We start from the raw sequence: 19,426 nt of genomic DNA on the forward strand, positions 1-19,426 counted from the left end.
AAAACTACCAATTTTACTTTTCTTTATTTTCAGTTAACTGAAGCGAATGACAGACATACGAAACATTTTATCATATCGAAAACCTTATATCACTATATTTAGTTTATAAGTATAAATTCTCTATCTTAAACCATCACATACATACAAAACAGCTCCACTTCTTCACTGGAAATTCTACGCAATTTTTAGTACACTATATGTAATAATCATAGGCGATGGAGTTCGCCATAACTGCTGCTTAGCTAATGACTCCTACCAGTATAACTACTGGTAGGAGTCTATTTTTTTGAGCAAGCTATTTAAAGAGGTGAAGAAATTGATTTATATTATCGTTGGCATAGCCGGTATATTAGGAGCCCTTTCTCGCTATTATTTAGGTCTTACTATTCATACTTCATGGAATCATTCATTTCCGCTAGCTACATTGCTCATCAACTTACTCGGCTGCTTCTTATTAGCGTGGCTGACTACCTATATCGCTCGGAGAAACATCTTGCCTTCAGAAATTATCACAGGCATTGGGACTGGATTCATCGGTTCCTTTACGACGTTTTCAACATTTAGTGTAGAAACTGTGCAACTAATCCATCTTTCTGAATGGGGTACGGCTTTCTTATATGTATCATGCAGCATACTTGGTGGTCTCATTATGTCTGGTCTTGGCTATACACTAGGTGATTTCTTAATTAAGAAACATCTTACGGAAGGTGATCACTTATGATGGAAGCTTTATTAGTAGCAACAGGTGGATTTTTCGGTGCTATTACACGATTTGCAATTACTAATTGGTTTAAAAAAAGAAATAAAACTTCCTTTCCAATTGCTACATTTCTCATTAATATAACAGGCGCGTTTTTACTTGGATATATAATTGGCAACGGAGTCACTACAGGTTGGCAATTATTATTAGGTACTGGATTTATGGGTGCCTTTACGACGTTTTCAACATTTAAACTAGAGTCCATTCAGCTCTTCAATCGTAAAAACTTTGGCATACTATTTCTATATTTAAGTGCTACTTATATTATTGGTATCCTTTTTGCATTCCTTGGAATGAAACTAGGCGGAATATAAAAAAAGAAAGCGACTCTTATCAGTCGCTTTCTTTCATAAGAAGTATGTCCCGCCATATGGAATGGAGAATAAACCCGCTGGATGCACATCGTAATGTACAATTTGCATCGGAGGCTGTGAGTACGACATATACTGCCCTTGCATCATTTGTGCAAAATATGCTTGCTGCTGCATTTGAATCGCTTGATTCACAGCATGAATTGTCCCCTGTGCTCCTGCCAAAGTAATAGCCGATCCAACTTGCCTTTCAGGATAACAATAATGATTCACCATGATTCAGCTCACTTTTTATTTTTCTTCCCTATCGTATGTTTCTATTTCATGACAAGTGTTTTATTACGCTGTCTTTTTTCGAAGCACCGAGAAAAGAGCCACACACAAAATTGCAACAATTCCAGTGAAAGTAAATAAATATGCTAACGGAATTAAGTAAAATGGCTCCACTAAAGTTCCATCTCGTTTTACTTCCGAACCAATTACATTAAACATAATGATACATAACACTCCTAAAAATATTGGACTAGAAGCTAATAAATATTTTTTCATCATATATTCTCCTTTGATTTCACAATTAATTTATCTGCATTCCTTTTTACTATTATCACTACCATCATAATAAGTCCACTAACATTCTCAGTCAATAACTATTTATTGTTTTACGATAAATAGTTATTGTTAAACATAACAAAAAGGCTATAGACAATCATTATCTATAGCCTTTTCACTCCATTATTTCGTTCTAAAATATTGCTTCTGAAACATACACATTCTTATCGCATTATGGTAGTTACCATCAACGAAAAATTCGTCGAGAAGTTCTCCTTCTACCATAAATCCAACTTTTTTATAAACATGTACAGCTTTTTCATTCTCTTTATCAACAACTAAATAGAGTTTATGCATATTTAATACAGAAAAAGCGTAATCCATCGCTAAACGCGTCGCTTCCGCTGCATAACCATGTCCTTGATAATTCGGATCAATAATAATCTGGAATTCTGTTCTTCGATGAATATAATCAATTTCCACTAACTCAACTAATCCAACCATCTCATTATCTTTCTCTAGGATAAAACGCCGTTCACTTTGATCATGTATATGTTTATCGTATAAATCCTGCAGCTCCACAAATGCCTCATATGGCTCTTCAAACCAATACGACATAATATGTGCATTATTATTCAGTTCGTGTACAAACTTTAAATCTTCTCGTTCTAAAGGACGTAACTTCAAATCCTGACTCATTGCTATAACCTCCAAGTAAAAGAAACTTCTTCACTTAATTTCTCAATTTTTTTCAATTTCAAACGCCCTAATTTCATTGTAAACTTTCAAGTAACTTGAATGTCAAGACGTAAAAAAGTAGTGCGAACTTATGTCTGCACTACTCTTTTCTCAAATCTCTCATATTCGATATGTATAAAGCAATAACTAAAACAAGAATGGATCCCGCATATAATAACGTCTCCATTGGTTCCTCATGAGACACAATAATTAAACGAATTAACGCCGTAATTCCGATATAAATAAAATAACGTAACGGAAAATGATAATTCGACTTAAAATACTTAATAATCAATGCGATGAACTCGAAGTATAAGAAATAAACGATGATGCTCTCAACCAATTTATACGATGTATATTCCTTTGTTGAAAATATGTATTGAATAAATGTAATCGTCTCGTTAATTAAAAAGATCGATAAAACAATGGACAATATAATTAACGCTATATTCAATATCCACTGCAAAACGCTAGCTATGTAATGATCGATATTAAACTTCATTTCACACTCTCCTTCACGTAAATACTTATTTATTATAGCAAAATTATGATTGAAGGTGAGTTAAATCATAATGTTAATCACCTCTTTTGATTACGACATTTTCGAAATGAGAGAATAACATTCACCGTATGTAAAAGAACTTTTTTATAAATACAACCTCATATTCTGAGCGCTCAAAGCGTCGCAAATGAAATATCCGCGGAATGGGCAATCGCAAAAAAAAGCTGCTGCCTATAAAATATAGACAGCAGCTTTTTTTGCATACTCATTTTGTAACTAATAAACAGCAATTGGCCCATAAGGACCATTGATAATTTCTATTTTTGTTTCAAAAATATCTGTCAAAAGTGTTGGGTCCATAACCTCTTCTACTGTTCCAAAAGCAGCAATTTGTCCATCTTTCATAGCACAAATTTTATCAGAGTATTTAGCTGCAAAATTTATGTCATGCATAACAGTCAAAATTGTTCTTCCGAATTCATTAGCTGCACGTCTCAAATGCTCCATCATTTGAACAGAGCGCGCAACATCAAGGTTGTTCAGAGGCTCGTCCAATAGCACATATTCAGTCTCTTGGCACAATACCATCGCTACATATGCCCTTTGTCTTTGACCACCAGAAAGCTCATCTAAATATCTATTCTCTAAACTAGTTAAATCTAAGAAATCGATATATTTAGAAATGATAACCTCATCTTCTTTAGTTAATCTTCCTTTTGAATAAGGAAAGCGCCCAAATCCAACTAGTTGTCTAACGGTAAGCCTCGTTACAAAATGATTTTCTTGTCGCAATATAGTCAAAATTTTTGCTAAGTCTTTTGATTTGGATTCAGAAACATCCATATTCGCTACTTGAATTTGGCCTTCATCCATATCTAAAAGTCTTCCAATCATCAATAGTGTCGTAGACTTTCCAGCGCCATTTGGTCCAATTAAAGAAGTAAAGCCCGCTTTTGGTATTTCAATATCCAAAGGTCCTATTTTCACCTTATCAGTATAGAACTTTTTAACATTATCGATTTTTATCATAAAGCCCTCTTCCTTAAAACTATAGTTAAGAATATGATTCCACCAAATAATTCAATAATAACTGAAACTACACCTTGAGCATGGAATACATGATACATTAAAAAGTATGCACTCGTCATTATTAAAAATCCTATAGCAAAAGCCATTGGGAAAATATATCTATGATCATAAGTTGACGCCGCCTGATAACTCAAAGTTGCTACTAAAAAGCCGTAGAACGTAAGTGGCCCAATTAGAGCTGTTGAGATAGACATTAAAATAGCTACTAACACAAGCGTATAAATTACACTAGGTTGATATTTAACCCCAAAAGAAGTAGCAACATCCTTTCCTAGTGACAAAACATTCAACTTCTTAGAATGAGCAAAAATTAATAACGCTACAATTATGATCATAGGAATTACAACAGGAAAATATGCAGGGTCTGCATGATTAACAGAACCAAATAATCTCGCTTGTAAAATATCAAATTCTGAAGGCGCAAGTAGTTTTCTCATGAAAGTTGACACAGAATTTAGCCCGGTGCCAATAATAATTCCAACTAAAAGCATAAGTTGTAAATTCCCGTATTTACCGGAAAGTAACCATCCATAAAGTATCAAACTCATGAAGACCATCACAACAACTTGAAATAAAAATGACCCAATTCCATTAAAGTTTATTAATGCACTAGCACCAAAAAAGAATATTGTACTCGTTTGAATTGCTGAATAAAGTGATTCGAAACCTAAAAGTGAAGGAGTAATAATCTTATTGCTCGTAATAGATTGGAAAGCAACTGTCGATAAGCTATGGCAAACTGCAGCAATAATCATTGCAACAATAGCTACTATCCTTCTCTTAACAACCGGGATAAAAGAAGGTGAATCTATCGGAACTGGATTGTTATAAACTAAAAGTCCATATGAAGAAAGGAGACCTAAAGCAATCAATGTTGTCAGTACAATCCAATAACGTCTTGCCTCCTTCTTAGAATGAAAAGCACTAGCTGATCTACTTTCATTATGAAGGCTAGAATCGACTTCGACATTTTCTTTATTTCTATAATCTAATGTGATCATCGCAGCCTCCTTGGTTTTCTTTGTCTCAATAGAATAGTAATAAACACGACCGCTCCCACTGTTGCAAGTATTAAAGAAACAGGGACTTCAAAAGGCTTTATAATTGTCCGAGAAATGATGTCACAGGCAGTGATTGTCCCCATTCCAATCACACAAACCCAAGGTAAATTACTTCTAAGATCATCCCCTCTAAACATGGAAACAATATTTGGCACAATTAATCCCAAGAAAGGTAAGTGTCCAATAACAGCTGCAACAATTCCAACAGCAACAGAGATAAGACCAGTCCCAAAAAGAACAATTCTATTGTAATTAACGCCAAGGCTTGTTGCGACATCTTCTCCTAGTCCAGCTAAAGTCAATCTATTAGCATACATAAAAATAAGCAAAGTAACGATAACAATCAGCCATAAATATTCATACCTTCCCACCTGAATGTTAGCAAATGAACCTACGAACCAAGTTTCAATACTTTGCGTCATTTGAAAAAGAAGTCCCAAAAAAGTAGACACTGCAGAAATAACTGCTCCAAGCATCAATCCAATAATCGGGACAATTAAAGATGAACGAAGCTTAACTCTTCTTAAAAATAGAAAGAAAATCATAGTTCCTATAAAAGAAAAAATGATTGCACCAGTCATTCTTTGAACTAAAGTCGGGGCAGGAAATAATAAATACACAAAAAGCAGGCCTAAGCCTGACCATTCAATCGTCCCCGTTGTAGTAGGTTCAACAAAGCGATTCTGTGTAATGAGTTGCATTACGAGTCCTGCCATCGCCATTGCAGCTCCAGTAAGCATTAATGCAACTGTTCTTGGAACACGAGTGATGAAAAACATCTCCATTCCGTCCTCTTGTCCACGTATATCATAAACTCCAGTAAACAGTGATATAATCCCTAAAATTATAACAACTATAACCGCTATTATAAAAGGTTTTGTCCATATTTTATTGTGATTATAAAACTGGGGTTGAGAAATATTCTCAACCCTAGAAATCATATTTTTTGACACTGTTTCGTACCCCTTTACACTACTTAGCTAAAGTTTTTGCAAGATTTCCAAATAACTCTACATAAGTCTGAATTGATTCATTTGTGTAAGTATCTTCTGGTGCATAAACAACTTGTTTTTTAGAAACAGCAGTTGTGTTTTGAAGAGCTGGTGATTTAGAAATAACATCCTTAGCAGGTGTTGACTTAGCTGCATCAGATGTTGCAGCATCACGATCTAATACGAAAAGCCAATCAGGATTCGTTTGTGCGATAGCTTCAACAGAAACGTCATCACCTTTATGACCTGCAGTAGAATTCGAAACTTCTAATGCTGGAGTCCAACCGAAAATTTCATACATAGGTCCCCAAACGCGACCAGAGTGCGGCGCAGCAAAGCCAATATTTCCACCAGTAACGATAACACTCATAACTTTATCTTTTCCGTTATAAGCAGATTTTGCTTTTTCAATAGATTTATCGAAATCAGCTACTAATTGTTTAGCTTCTTTATCTTTAGCAAAGATTTTTCCTAAAGTAGTTGTAGAATCTTTAAGTCCTTTTACTAAGTTTTCTCCAGGCTTAGTAGCCTTCTCAGAAACATCAAAATTAAGATCAATAACAGCTGCATTTGGCACTAATTTTTTGATTTCTTCGTAATGATCAGCAAATCTTTGACCAACGATTACAAGGTCAGGGTTTGCCGCTGCAATGATTTCAAGATTTGGTTCGCGGTGATTCCCGATATTTTTAACTGAATCATCCTTTTTATATGCTGAATCCGCAGGCATGATATCCTTTGGAGCAGCCGCTAATTTAATTCCCCAATCAGCTAAAGTTTCAAACGTTCTATTATCTAAAGCAACTACATTCTTTGGATTTACAGGGACTTTAACAGTTCCATGAGCATCAGTGATTTCAACCGTTTTTGGTTTATCACTACTATCACCTTTATTAGCTTTCGAAGTTTCCTTACTTGAATCTGAGCAAGCTACTAACATTAAAGTGAAAATTGCTAGCATACTTACTAATTTTAAAAGCATAGTTTTTTTCATACGTATACTCCTTATTATGTAATTTAGTTCGAAAATGATGACGTCCATAGATTGAATTAGATAGTAACTTTCATGTATCTAAATTGCTATTGATAATCATTTTCATTTGAACATCCTGTAAATAAGTATAGTCATTAATTCTGTGAAAATCTTGTGAATGGTGTGAGTTAATCAAATTAAACATAAATTAGATACAACCTCATCTAATGCGCACCAGAGTCAGTCCACACACGTGCTAATCAATAGATTGAGCACCTTATGAACCATGATTTCTACTGCAAAACAATGACCATTTCCTAATAGCAATCTTCTTTTTATAGTTTCCTTCTTTTCATATTTCACAGAAACTATTTTATTATCTTATTTTTATCATTCAACCATTGAATAGCCTCTGCCATGTATCGTTTGAATATACCTGTCTCTCTTCTCACACTTTAACTTTTTTCTTACATACCCAATATATAAGTCTACTACATTTGGATTCACTACTACGTTATATCCCCAAACTTGATTTAAAAGCATTTCACGGCTCAATATTGTATTTTTATTCTTAATTAAAAATACAAGTAAATCGTACTCGCGCTTCGTAAGCGAGAGATTTTCGCTACCTTTTTTCACAATATTGCTAGATGTATCAACAAAGAGATCTTTAAATTGAAAAAAGTTTGTCTCATTTTGCTGGATATAGTCAGTTCTCCTTAAAATAGCTTGAACCCTTGCTACTAATTCTTCTTTCACAAATGGTTTTCTAATATAATCATCTGCTCCTGCTTGTAGCCCTGCTATGCAATCCTTACTAGAAATATTGTCAGTCACAATAATGATCGGTGTCGTTTTAACAAGTCGTATTTGTCTACAAATTTCTGGTCCCGATATACTTAATGAATCCCAATCCAATATGATAATATCCCAATCTTGTTCATATGCTATATTTAAACCTTGGTTTTCATTGTGAAGTTTTAAAATGAAATGGCCCTCTTGCGTTAAACCGCTTACGATTTTTTTTGCTAAAGACCGTTCATTCTTAATTACTAACACCTGCCTCACCGATGGTTCACCTCTACTTCAATTTATCTCAAAAAAACATTTTTAAATTTATAAATATGAAACCCCTAAAAAAGGCCATTGTAACAGCTTATTAGGAGAACTCTATATAATCTTACAATAGATGTGAATAGAAACACAAAGGATATGAAGATTTAAATACATATTATGTAATCATTAAAGGTAGCTATAGTATATACCTGTTTATCAGCAATAACTATTTCTTCATTTTCTGTTTCAGGGGTACCGCCCTCCCCCTCATCAACTTAAGCATTTTATAAAACCACAAAACAAAAAGAACCATAACCTCGCCAATTTGGAAAAGTTATGGTTCATATCATACAAAATAAAAAAACCACCAAATATGTATTGGTGGAGACGGTGGGAGTCGAACCCACGTCCAAAAATATCGGCACTTAAGCTTCTACGAGTGTAGTCGATATATTAGCATTTCGCGAACTCTTCGGCCTATCGACAGGCTTCCAAGTTGCTAGTCTGATTGTTCTCTTCCTTCGCCCTCAGACGGCGAACTCCGGCGTAGTCCACTTAGTTTGAGTCCCTTACCCTACCACATGGACGATGGAGGGAGGAACCTTTAGTGCAATTAAGCAGCTAAAGAAAGATTGTTTTGTTTGCCAATTATAGGCTTTGACGTTTTAACGAGGCCGATCCCCTCGACTCGCAACCTAAGCTCGAACTATCCCTGTCGAATCCGTAACGTCCCCATGATAAAAATGGAGCATACGAAGAAATATCGTGATAGCTACTAAGAGCTGTTTTTCAATGTGCAACAATCTTACATAAGTTATTATAACATACGCGCGTCGTTTTACAAATGTAAATATCTGTATTACATCTTTTGACGATCACGGAACGCGCGTGCAATTTCACGTTTTGCTTCTTTTTCTTTTAAATCGTTACGCTTATCATATTGCTTTTTACCTTTTGCTAAACCAAGTGCCATTTTCGCGAATCCATTTTTTAAATAAATTCTAACTGGAACTAATGCATAGCCTGTTTCTTTTGAAGCACCCGTTAACTTCTCAATTTCTTTTTTATGAAGAAGTAACTTTCTCGTGCGAAGCGGATCATGGTTGAAACGATTCCCTTGCTCATATGTACTAATATGCATATTATGTACCCATACTTCACCATTATGCACACGTGCAAACGCATCTTTCAAGTTCACGCGTCCAGCGCGAATCGACTTAATTTCCGTTCCTTGAAGGACAAGCCCTGCCTCGTATGTTTCTTCGATGAAATAATCATGAAATGCTTTTTTATTTTGTGCAATAACCTTACCTGTACCCTTTGGCATATAACGTCCCTCCTCTATTTTTACTATTGTAACAAATGTTAATAAAAAGCGAAAGTGGCTCGCTCAGAATGTAAGGTGGATGGAGCTTCTGACCTTGAGGCGCTCTTTGCCTCTCGAGAAGAAGCGAAGCCGCCGAACATTCTAGCCACTGTAGCTGGATTCCAACAAAAAGCGAAAGTGGCCCGCTCTCAAGCCACCAATAAAAAAGAAAAAGCCCCGCTTTTCATCAAAGCGAAGCCCTCCTTTTCTTACTTACGCTTTTTCTTTTTCTTCTTGAATCCTGGTACATTTTCGAAGAATGCTTTTTTCTTCTTACCGTTACCATCTTTTTTCCCTGGCTGACTAGCGGACGTGGAAGTGGAAGTGGAAGCAGAAGCTGATCCTCTTCCTTTTCCTTTGCCACCACGGTCGAATTTTCTACCTGTACCACGTTCTCCGCCGCGCTCATCACTGCGCTCGCTACGTCCACCGCGTTTCTTTCTGCCTGTTCTTGGCTGTTCGATAACGACTGGACGATCTTTGAACTTACGACGAGGCGTACCTTTCATGCCAACGATTTCAAAGTCGATTGCACGCTCGTCTTTATTTACGTTAATAACGCGAATTGTAATTTCGTCTCCGATGCGGAATACGTTACCTGTACGTTCTCCGATCATTGCAAAATGTTTCTCGTCATAACGGTAGTAATCATCTGTTAAGTAGCTAACATGTACAAGACCTTCAATTGTATTTGGAAGCTCTACGAATAAACCGAAGTTTGTTACAGAGCTAATCATACCATCATACTCTTCGCCGATTTTATCAACCATATACTCTGCTTTTTTCATTTCGTCTGTTTCACGTTCTGCTTCAACTGCACGGCGTTCCATATTAGAAGAATGCTCTGCAATTTCAGGTAAGTTTTCACGCCATTTTGCTTGTGTTTCGTTGTCAACTTTACCGTTAATGATGTATTCACGAATTAATCTATGAACGATTGTATCTGGGTAACGACGAATTGGTGATGTGAAATGTGTGTAGAACTCAGTTGATAAACCGAAATGTCCTAAGCTATCCGCATCGTAACGCGCTTGCTTCATTGAACGAAGCATTACTGTTGAAATAACTACTTCTTCAGGCTGTCCTTGAACCATTTCAAGAATTTGTTGCAGCGCACGAGGATGTATTTCATTCGCACGTCCTTTTACTGCATATCCGAAGTTTGTTACAAACTCGAAGAAACGTTCCAGCTTATCTTCTTTCGGATCTTCATGGACACGGTACATGAATGGTACGTTCATCCAGTGGAAATGCTCTGCTACTGTTTCGTTCGCAACAAGCATAAATTCTTCAATTAACTTCTCTGATACAGAACGATCACGCATGACAACATCTGTCGGTTTACCTTCTTCATCTACTAATACTTTCGCTTCTTTAAAGTCAAAGTCGATTGCACCGCGGCGCATACGTTTTTCACGTAAAATCTGTGCCAATTGACCCATCTCTTTAAACATCGGTACGAGCGGCTCATAGCGTTTGATTAACTCTTCGTCCTCATCTTCTAAAATGCTTCTTACGTCAGCATACGTCATACGCTCTGTCGTTTTAATCACACTTTGGAAAATCTCATGCTTTACAACATCACCTAAGTTGTTGATTTCCATTTCACAAGATAACGTCAGACGGTCTACTTTCGGGTTTAACGAACAAATACCGTTAGATAGACGATGCGGAATCATCGGAATTACACGGTCAACAAGATATACACTCGTTGCTCTTTCCGCTGCTTCTACATCAATTGGAGAACCTTCTTGAACGTAATGACTTACATCCGCAATATGAACGCCAAGCTTGTAGTTACCGTTCTCGAGCTTCGTTACTGTAACAGCGTCATCTAAATCTTTCGCATCTGCACCGTCAATCGTTACAATCATTTGGTCACGCAGATCACGGCGATCTTTTAAATCTTCTTCTGAAATCGTTTCTGGTACACTGTTTGCATGCTCCATCACTTCTTCAGGGAATGCTAAAGGTAGATGGTGTTTATGAATAACTGATAAAATATCTACTCCTGGATCATTTTTATGACCTAGAATTTGAATAACTTCACCTTCTGCACTTAAACGATTCTCTGGATAGCTCGTAATTTTCACAACTACTTTATGGCCTTCTACAGCACCCATTGATGCACTTTTCAAGATAAAGATATCACTCGTCCAGCGCTTATTGTCAGGTACAACAAATCCAAAGTTTTTCGATTCTGTATATGTACCAACTAGTTCTTTCGTGCCGCGCTCTAAAATACGTACAATTGAACCTTCTTGGCGTGATCCACTTGATTGTGCGCTAACACGCGCTAATACTGTATCGCCATGAAGTGCACCGTTTAACTCTGTAGGTGGGATGAAAAGATCATCATCTCCCGTTTTCTTCTCTTCTGGTACAACGAATGCAAAGCCACGTGCATGTCCAATTAATTTACCGCGTACTAAATTCATCTTTTCAGGAAGACCGTAACGGTTACTACGTGTGCGAATAACAAGTCCCTTCTCTTCCATCATTACAAGTGCCTTTACAAAATCTTTAAAGCCCTCAGACCCTTCAATTCCAAATGCCTCTTCTAACTCTTGTATTGTTAACGGTTTATACGCTTCTTCTCTCATAAATAACAACAACTTATCAATATTTTCTTGTATGATTTCTTCCAAGCAGAAATACCTCCTTTAAACCCTTATATTATTTAGTGTATCCGAAAGACTGGGGATGTATAAAGCGAAAATTTAATACTCCCCTAATGATTTTTACAGTTTTCACAAAAAATTCCTTATGAAAAAAAGAGGCAACTAGATCTTACCAATCTAGTTGCTCCAAGAAGTTATATACATCCTCATGTAGCTCGTCACGTTGCTTATCAAGTGTAATGACATGCGTAGAGTCTTCATACCATTTAATGTCTTTTAACGTAGATTCTACACCGTTATAAATAATGTTAGCACTATCTGTATTAATCATTTCATCATGACGTGCTTGTACAACAAATGTAGGTGCATAAATCATATCCACATTGTTACGTACGTCAGCAATTAATTGTTGTAATGCTTTTAATGTATTCATCGGTGTCTTTTGGAATTCCAACATTTCTTGTTCGATTTGCTCTGGTGATTTTTGCTCACGGTTTTTATATTCGCGGGCATATGCCAATATACCTTGGTACATCGTTTCTTCACTCTTAATATACATTGGTGCACACATTGGTACTACACCTAAAACAGGTACTGTATAACCTAATTTTAAAGAAAATACGCCGCCAAGTGATAATCCAACAACAGCAATTTTCTCAAAGCCTTTATCTTTTAAAAGCTGATATGCCTCCATTACGTCTTGCCACCAATCTTCAGGACCTGTATGAACAAGCTCTTCTGGTGGTACACCGTGCCCTTTATAAATTGGCGCATGACAAGTGTAGCCTTTCTTCTCTAAGAAACGCCCTAACATACGTACATCAGCTGAGTTTCCTGTGAAACCATGTAGTAATAAAACAGCGCGGTCTCCACCCTCAAATGTAAATGGTTTCGGAGATGCTAATTTCATCATGTACTTCTCCTCTTTCTCTTCTGTAATCTAGTCGTATTCTTTCTATATCTAGTGTACCATATTTATATTTCTATAATCTAATTAGAAACATCTTTCAAATGGCAAAATAAAAAAAGAAGAACCATTAGTACATCTTACTAACGCTTCTTCTTTCAATTCTATAAATTTAAGTACGTAACAGCAATTGTTAATACGAAGAATAGAACAGCTAAAACAATTGTAATACGGTTTAATACCGCTTCAATTCCACGTGCTTTTTGCTTACCAAATAATTGCTCTGCACCGCCTGAAATTGCACCTGAAAGGCCTGAGCTATTACTAGACTGCATAAGTACCATAACAATCATTAAAATCGATACAATAATAAGTAAAACGGATAATAACGTATGCACTTGGCGTACCTCCTACAAAGATTCAGTTATTTTAACTGTAGCATAAATTCTATAGAAAAGCGAGAGCTATAGAGTCGCTCTCGCTTTTCTTCTATTACATAAACATCATTGCAAATAACGGCCCAAGCAAACATGTCAAAATTGCTGTTAATGTCATTGTTACCGATCCAATAACACCTTCATGTTCATTATTTTTCATCGCTCTCATTACACCCATAATATGAGAAGCACATCCAAATCCGATACCTTTACCAACTGAGTTTGTAACGCGGCTCCATTTTAATAAAAGTGGGCCGGTAATCGTTCCAGTAATACCTGCGATAACAACGAAAGCTGCTGTTAATGACGGTACACCACCAACTTGCTCTGAAACACTCATCGCAACTGGCATTGTCACCGATTTTGGTAAAGAAGATAAAATTAAGCTTTTATCTGTTCCCATAAGTGATGCAATGGCAAAATCACTTGCGATTGCAACTGTTGTCCCTACTAATACGCCACCAGCAATCGGTACAACATATTTTTGCAGAACGTGACGTTGCTTATAAAGAGGAATTGCAAATGCTACAACACCGGGTCCGAGCAGTTTTGCAATCCAGCCACCACCGCTTTCCATATAATGTTGATATGGTATATCAAGCATGATAAATAAGAAAGCCATTAATCCTGTTGCTACAAGCATTGGAATGGTGAATGGTGTTGGAAATAATTTATAGATTTTTTTAGATAATTGGTATAATAGCACCGTAAAAAGAACCCAACCGATTCCGATTAATATTTGGCTCATCGCGACTCTCTTTCCTTTCTATTCGCAAGATATTGTCCTGTATGCCCTGCGACAATAATAATTAAAAATGTACTCGCTACAATTGTAATGAAAAGAGAAATTCCTTTACTCATAAAAAAAGCACCGTAATTCATTAGGCCAAGTGTTGGCGGAATTAATAAAAACGGCATAATAGCAACGAGTGTTTCTGCTCCTAAATCGAACCATTTCACTGGAAGGACTTTTAGGCTAAGTAAAACAAGTAAGAGGAACATTCCAATCAAACTTCCTGGAATCGGAATATTTAACACTTCTTGTAACCAAGTTCCAACCATATACAAGACGTAAAGAGCAGCAATTTGGACAAGAATCTTTGTAAATTTCATGTTCATCATCCCTCATGTTTATACGATCTTCTCTTAATATCTTTATCATAGTATAAATTGTAAAAAGCTGCAATTTATCAACTTGACAGCAAAAACAGCTTATGTTAGACGCTTACAACCTTGATATGACTGGATTTCCGCATAGAAATTAAGTCAAAAACCTTGACCTAATATAAAAAGTTTTTATTTTCTGAATTTATAACGTTGTTATTTCAATAAAATAATCTTTTTATCCTTAAGCTTACATATATATAAAGTGAAACTTTCATTAGTGGTGGTTTTCTTCATCCCTACAATCAGGCTTTTACGGGATAAACAAGATAGGTGGTGAACATATGCCAAAAAAAGTTCTTATTTTTTGTGATCCTGGGATTGATGATACGATGGCTCTCCTCTTAGCATTCTTTATTGATGAAATAGAAATCGTCGGCATTGTTGCTGATTACGGCAATGTTCCAAAAGAAATGGCCGTACAAAACGCTCATTTTCTTAAGAACGAAGCAAAGGATAGAAATATCAAGATATTTGGTGGATCAGAACGCCCACTTACTGGCGCCCCTCCTGCTTTCTTTACGGAAGTACACGGGAAACAAGGGCTCGGGCCAATTATTCCAAAGGGACATGTGACTAACGGAGAAATGGAGAATTTTTTCGAAGTCATTCCTCTTATTGAACAGTATAAAGATGAATTAACCATTGTTAGTTTAGGCAGACTTACCTCCCTAGCAATTTTATTCATCTTATGTAAACAGCTCATGAAGCAAGTTAAATCTTACTACGTAATGGGCGGTGCCTTTTTACATCCTGGTAATGTTACCCCTATTTCCGAAGCAAACTTTTATGGCGATCCTACTGCTGCTAATATAGTCCTTCAATCCTCACCTAACATGTACATCTATCCATTAAACGTCACTCAGTATTCCATCATTACACCAGAAATGGCTGAATATATTGAAGCAAAAGGAAAAGCCCCACTCGTCAAACCGTTATTCAATCATTATTACTACGGATATTATAAAGACGCCTTACCGCATTTAAAGGGGAGCCCCTTCCATGACACAATGCCAATACTCGCTTTACTTGATAACTCTATGTTTACATATCACAAGTCACCTATCGTTGTCATGACAGAATCTTATGCACAAGGAACAAGCATAGGGGAATTTCGTTCTTTAGGAGAATCTAAGCCATTTATTGATTGGCCGAGTCATCAAATCGCAATTGATTTTGATTATAACCGCTTCTTTAAACATTTCATGTCACTTATGACGGGTGAGCAATTTTAACATAAAAAAACAGACCGTGATTTCTCACGGTCTGTCGTTATTTTCTACAATTATCGTTTGATGTTGTAGAAAGATTTGATACCATCGTAAACAGCGATTTCGCCTAGTTCGTCTTCGATGCGTAATAATTGGTTGTACTTAGCAATACGGTCAGTACGGCTCATAGAACCAGTTTTGATTTGGCCAGCGTTAGTTGCAACTGCGATGTCAGCGATTGTAGCATCTTCAGTTTCACCAGAACGGTGAGATACAACTGCTGTGTAACCAGCACGTTTAGCCATTTCGATAGCTTCGAAAGTCTCAGTTAAAGTACCGATTTGGTTAACTTTAATTAAGATTGAGTTAGAGATACCTTTTTCGATACCTTCAGCAAGTTTTTGAGTGTTAGTTACGAATAAGTCGTCACCAACTAATTGTACTTTATCACCGATACGCTCAGTTAATAATTTGTGACCATCCCAGTCGTTTTCGTCTAAACCATCTTCGATAGAGATGATTGGGAAGTCTTTGCAAAGCTCTTCGTAGAAATCAACCATTTCTGCAGAAGTTAAGCCAGTACGGCCTTCGCCTGCAAGGTCATATTTACCAGTTTCTTTGTTGTAGAACTCAGAAGAAGCAACGTCCATTCCTAAGAATACGTTCTCGCCAGCTTTGTAACCAGCTTTTTCGATAGCTTCGATGATTACTTCTAATGCTTCACGGTTAGAACCAAGGTTTGGAGCGAATCCACCTTCGTCACCTACTGCAGTGTTAAGACCTTTGTCATGTAATACAGCTTTAAGTGCATGGAATACTTCAGCACCCATACGGATTGATTCTTTGAATGTTGGAGCACCAACTGGTAAGATCATGAACTCTTGGAAGTCTACGTTGTTATCAGCGTGAGAACCACCGTTGATGATGTTCATCATTGGAGTTGGTAATTGTTTTGCATTGAATCCACCAAGGTAACGGTATAATGGAAGACCTACGAAGTCAGCTGCTGCGTGAGCTACTGCCATAGATACACCAAGGATAGCGTTAGCGCCTAGTTTACCTTTGTTTGGAGTGCCATCTAATTCGATCATAGCACGGTCGATACCAGCTTGGTCAGTTACGTCGAAACCAACGATTTCTGGAGCGATTGCTTCGTTAACGTTGTTTACTGCATTTAGAACACCTTTACCAAGGTAACGAGATTTGTCACCGTCACGTAATTCTACTGCTTCGTGCTCACCAGTAGATGCACCACTTGGTACGATAGCGCGTCCGAAAGCGCCGCTTTCTGTGTAAACTTCTACTTCTACAGTTGGGTTACCACGAGAGTCAAGGACTTCGCGAGCATAAACATCAATAATTGTTGACATAATAAATTCTCTCCTTTTTATATAAGCAAATTATTTAATAATTGTTTTACCTGTCATTTCTTTCGGTTGTTCCACATTTAAAAGCGTAAGCATTGTTGGAGCGATATCTCCTAAAATACCACCTTCACGAAGCTCTACATCATTTTTTGTAACGATGAAAGGAACCGGGTTAGTTGTATGAGCTGTCATTGGTCCACCATCAGCAGTTAACTCCTGATCAGCATTACCATGGTCAGCAGTAATAAGTGCTACACCATCTTTTGCAAGAATCGCTTCTACAACTTTTCCTAAACATTCGTCAGTTGCTTCTACTGCTTTAATTGTTGGTTCCATCATCCCAGAATGGCCAACCATATCACAGTTTGCAAAGTTAAGAATGATAACATCATGTTTATCATTTTCGATTTCATTTACTAAAGCGTCCGTTACTTCGTAAATGCTCATTTCAGGTTTCAAGTCATACGTTGCAACCTTCGGTGAGTTAATTAAAATACGCTCTTCTCCTGGGAATTCAGCCTCACGACCACCGCTAAAGAAGAATGTAACGTGCGGATACTTTTCAGTTTCCGCGATGCGAAGTTGCTTTAATCCCGCTTGCGCAACAACTTCACCTAATGTGTTATCAAGGTTCATTGGCTTGAATGCCACGTAACCATCTACAGTTTCACTGAAATGTGTCATACAAACGAATTCAGGAATGTGAGGTACTTTTTCACCACGATCGAACTCACGGAAGTCTTCGTTTGTAAATACACGAGCAATTTGAATTGCACGGTCTGGACGGAAGTTATAGAAGATAACTGCATCATCATCATTGATTGTTGCAACTGGCGTGTTATCTTCGTTAACAATTACAGACGGCAATACGAATTCATCATAGATACCGTTCGCATAAGAGTCTTCTACACACTCTTCTGCTGATTTATAAGTAGGGCCTTCACCATTCACCATAGCACTGTAACATTTTTCTACGCGATCCCAACGCTTGTCACGGTCCATAGAGTAATAACGACCAGAGATAGTCGCGAATTGTCCTACTCCTGTTTCTTTAATTACTTCATTTGTTGCATCGATATAACCTTTTGCTGTTTGTGGTCCAACATCGCGGCCATCTAAGAATGCATGGATATAAACTTTCTCCACGCCTTCTTTTGCTGCTAAGCGAAGAAGAGCAAACATATGGTTCATGTGACTGTGCACACCACCATCAGAAAGTAAACCGAATAAATGAAGAGCAGTACCTTTTTCTTTTACGCTTTTAATTGCATTTTGGAAAGTTTCGTTCTGATCGAACTCACCTTCACGAATTGCAACGTTTACGCGTGTTAAGCTTTGATATACAATGCGGCCAGCACCGATATTCAAGTGACCAACCTCAGAGTTACCCATTTGACCTTCTGGAAGACCTACTTCCTCACCACAAGCTGTAAGCGTTGTGTGAGGGAATTTGTTCCAGTAACCATCAAAATTAGGTTTCTTAGCTTGTGCTACAGCATTCCCATGAGTTTCTTCACGTAGTCCGAAACCATCAAGAATGATTAAAGCTGTTGGCTTTCTCATTTTACCGCCCCCAGAAGACCTAAGAACGAAGCAGGCTCTAAGCTAGCACCGCCAACTAAAGCGCCGTCGATGTCAGATTGTGCCATATACTCTTTAATGTTTTCTGGTTTTACGCTACCGCCGTATTGAATACGAACAGCTTCTGCAGCTTCTGTAGAAACAGCTTCTGCAACAACTTTACGGATGTGCGCACATACTTCGTTTGCATCTGCAGAAGAAGAAGATTTACCTGTACCGATAGCCCAGATTGGCTCATAAGCGATAACAGTTGCTTTAACTTGCTCTTCTGTTAAACCTGCAAGTGCTTTTGTCACTTGACCTGCTACTAGATCAAATGTTTTTCCGCTTTCGCGCTCTTCTAAAGTCTCACCACAACATACGATTGGTGTTAAACCATGTTCAAATGCTGCAAGAGTCTTTTTGTTTACTGACTCATCTGTTTCAGCAAACATTTCACGACGCTCAGAGTGGCCAAGTACTACGTAGCCTACTTTTAAGTCGCTAAGTGCTACTGGGCTAATTTCGCCAGTGAATGCACCATTTTTTTCGAAGTGCATGTTTTGTGCACCTACTTGTAAATCAGTTCCTTCAGTTGCTGCTACTAAACGCTCTAAAAATAGAGCTGGAGAGCAAACTACTGCATCAACAGCTGAAGCTGCTGGGATTTGACCTTTAACTTCCTCTACGAAGCTAACTGCTTCAGATAGAGTTTTATTCATTTTCCAGTTACCTGCGATAATTGGTTTACGCATGCTTTGC

21 protein-coding genes, 1 other RNA gene and 1 riboswitch are annotated in these 19,426 nt (G+C 37.3%); of the genes, 3 read left to right on the forward strand and 19 right to left on the reverse strand.

Annotation, left to right across the window (positions count from 1 at the left end):
- The first annotated feature begins 202 nt into the window (after nt 1–202).
- A riboswitch (Fluoride riboswitch) is annotated at nt 203–262 on the forward strand.
- Between the two features lie 54 nt (nt 263–316).
- Together crcB (CER22_RS08865) and crcB (CER22_RS08870) are read left to right on the forward strand one after the other, a co-directional pair.
- The gene (crcB, locus tag CER22_RS08865; RefSeq protein WP_179211913.1) at nt 317–721 is read left to right on the forward strand and encodes a fluoride efflux transporter CrcB; all 405 of its coding nucleotides are present in this window, start codon (nt 317–319) and stop codon (nt 719–721) included.
- On the forward strand, nt 718–1,074 hold the full coding sequence (crcB, locus tag CER22_RS08870; protein WP_088608587.1) for a fluoride efflux transporter CrcB: 357 nt from the start codon (nt 718–720) through the stop codon (nt 1,072–1,074). The genes crcB (CER22_RS08865) and crcB (CER22_RS08870) overlap by 4 nt, the downstream gene beginning before the upstream one ends.
- 33 nt (nt 1,075–1,107) lie before the next feature.
- Here the strand turns inward: crcB (CER22_RS08870) and CER22_RS08875 are convergent, their stop codons facing one another.
- The 16 genes from CER22_RS08875 to CER22_RS08950 all read right to left on the reverse strand — a co-directional run bounded on the left by CER22_RS08875 (nt 1,108) and on the right by CER22_RS08950 (nt 14,475).
- Nucleotides 1,108–1,347 (reverse strand): DUF3947 family protein, encoded by a 240-nt coding sequence (locus tag CER22_RS08875; protein ID WP_046955610.1) that lies wholly within the window; start codon nt 1,345–1,347, stop codon nt 1,108–1,110.
- Nucleotides 1,348–1,410: 63 nt separating this feature from the next.
- Entirely contained in the window at nt 1,411–1,623 is a 213-nt protein-coding gene (locus CER22_RS08880; RefSeq protein ID WP_088064777.1) for a DUF3955 domain-containing protein, read from the reverse strand.
- Between the two features lie 180 nt (nt 1,624–1,803).
- Complete coding sequence (gene speG, locus CER22_RS08885) at nt 1,804–2,319, reverse strand: spermidine N1-acetyltransferase (RefSeq protein WP_088064778.1); 516 nt, start codon at nt 2,317–2,319, stop codon at nt 1,804–1,806.
- Between the two features lie 139 nt (nt 2,320–2,458).
- Nucleotides 2,459–2,860: a phosphate-starvation-inducible protein PsiE gene (psiE, locus tag CER22_RS08890; protein WP_000671178.1), complete on the reverse strand. Its 402-nt coding sequence runs from the start codon at nt 2,858–2,860 to the stop codon at nt 2,459–2,461.
- 276 nt (nt 2,861–3,136) lie between these two features.
- Nucleotides 3,137–3,889 carry an iron ABC transporter ATP-binding protein gene (locus tag CER22_RS08895; protein WP_000590056.1) on the reverse strand — a complete coding sequence of 251 codons (753 nt, stop codon included), beginning with the start codon at nt 3,887–3,889 and terminating at the stop codon, nt 3,137–3,139.
- Nucleotides 3,886–4,950, reverse strand: coding sequence for an iron chelate uptake ABC transporter family permease subunit (locus CER22_RS08900; protein WP_088608588.1), 1,065 nt, complete (start codon nt 4,948–4,950; stop codon nt 3,886–3,888). The genes CER22_RS08895 and CER22_RS08900 overlap by 4 nt, the downstream gene beginning before the upstream one ends.
- Nucleotides 4,947–5,963 carry an ABC transporter permease gene (locus tag CER22_RS08905; RefSeq protein WP_046960060.1) on the reverse strand — a complete coding sequence of 339 codons (1,017 nt, stop codon included), beginning with the start codon at nt 5,961–5,963 and terminating at the stop codon, nt 4,947–4,949. Before CER22_RS08905 ends, CER22_RS08900 begins: the two co-directional genes overlap by 4 nt.
- Nucleotides 5,964–5,982: 19 nt before the next feature.
- Nucleotides 5,983–6,996: a siderophore ABC transporter substrate-binding protein gene (locus CER22_RS08910; protein WP_088608589.1), complete on the reverse strand. Its 1,014-nt coding sequence runs from the start codon at nt 6,994–6,996 to the stop codon at nt 5,983–5,985.
- 369 nt (nt 6,997–7,365) lie between these two features.
- On the reverse strand, nt 7,366–8,043 hold the full coding sequence (locus CER22_RS08915; protein WP_087983994.1) for a response regulator transcription factor: 678 nt from the start codon (nt 8,041–8,043) through the stop codon (nt 7,366–7,368).
- A gap of 367 nt (nt 8,044–8,410) precedes the next feature.
- Nucleotides 8,411–8,765: a transfer-messenger RNA gene (ssrA, locus tag CER22_RS08920) on the reverse strand.
- Between the two features lie 125 nt (nt 8,766–8,890).
- Complete coding sequence (gene smpB / locus CER22_RS08925; RefSeq protein WP_001123922.1) at nt 8,891–9,358, reverse strand: SsrA-binding protein; 468 nt, start codon at nt 9,356–9,358, stop codon at nt 8,891–8,893.
- 248 nt (nt 9,359–9,606) lie between these two features.
- On the reverse strand, nt 9,607–12,045 hold the full coding sequence (rnr, locus tag CER22_RS08930; RefSeq protein WP_088608590.1) for a ribonuclease R: 2,439 nt from the start codon (nt 12,043–12,045) through the stop codon (nt 9,607–9,609).
- A gap of 142 nt (nt 12,046–12,187) precedes the next feature.
- Nucleotides 12,188–12,928 (reverse strand): carboxylesterase, encoded by a 741-nt coding sequence (gene estA / locus CER22_RS08935; protein WP_000761972.1) that lies wholly within the window; start codon nt 12,926–12,928, stop codon nt 12,188–12,190.
- 161 nt (nt 12,929–13,089) lie between these two features.
- Nucleotides 13,090–13,323, reverse strand: coding sequence for a preprotein translocase subunit SecG (secG, locus tag CER22_RS08940; protein ID WP_000557263.1), 234 nt, complete (start codon nt 13,321–13,323; stop codon nt 13,090–13,092).
- 94 nt (nt 13,324–13,417) lie between these two features.
- Complete coding sequence (locus CER22_RS08945) at nt 13,418–14,110, reverse strand: LrgB family protein (RefSeq protein WP_000078299.1); 693 nt, start codon at nt 14,108–14,110, stop codon at nt 13,418–13,420.
- Nucleotides 14,107–14,475: a CidA/LrgA family holin-like protein gene (locus CER22_RS08950; protein WP_075309614.1), complete on the reverse strand. Its 369-nt coding sequence runs from the start codon at nt 14,473–14,475 to the stop codon at nt 14,107–14,109. Before CER22_RS08950 ends, CER22_RS08945 begins: the two co-directional genes overlap by 4 nt.
- A 335-nt stretch (nt 14,476–14,810) precedes the next feature.
- Here CER22_RS08950 and CER22_RS08955 point away from each other — a divergent pair, with 335 nt between their 5' ends.
- On the forward strand, nt 14,811–15,761 hold the full coding sequence (locus CER22_RS08955) for a nucleoside hydrolase (protein ID WP_088608591.1): 951 nt from the start codon (nt 14,811–14,813) through the stop codon (nt 15,759–15,761).
- Nucleotides 15,762–15,811: 50 nt separating this feature from the next.
- Here the strand turns inward: CER22_RS08955 and eno are convergent, their stop codons facing one another.
- From eno to tpiA, 3 genes are read right to left on the reverse strand one after another with little or no spacing between them, the layout of a single operon-like run.
- Entirely contained in the window at nt 15,812–17,107 is a 1,296-nt protein-coding gene (gene eno, locus CER22_RS08960; protein WP_000103948.1) for a phosphopyruvate hydratase, read from the reverse strand.
- A gap of 30 nt (nt 17,108–17,137) precedes the next feature.
- Complete coding sequence (gene gpmI, locus CER22_RS08965) at nt 17,138–18,667, reverse strand: 2,3-bisphosphoglycerate-independent phosphoglycerate mutase (protein ID WP_001231145.1); 1,530 nt, start codon at nt 18,665–18,667, stop codon at nt 17,138–17,140.
- A complete protein-coding gene (gene tpiA / locus CER22_RS08970; RefSeq protein WP_001231043.1) occupies nt 18,664–19,419 on the reverse strand; it encodes a triose-phosphate isomerase in 756 nt (251 codons plus the stop codon). The genes gpmI and tpiA overlap by 4 nt, the downstream gene beginning before the upstream one ends.
- Nucleotides 19,420–19,426 lie beyond the last annotated feature (7 nt).

The sequence above is a fragment of the Bacillus sp. K2I17 genome (assembly GCF_002209985.1).
Lineage (GTDB): Bacteria > Bacillota > Bacilli > Bacillales > Bacillaceae_G > Bacillus_A > Bacillus_A wiedmannii.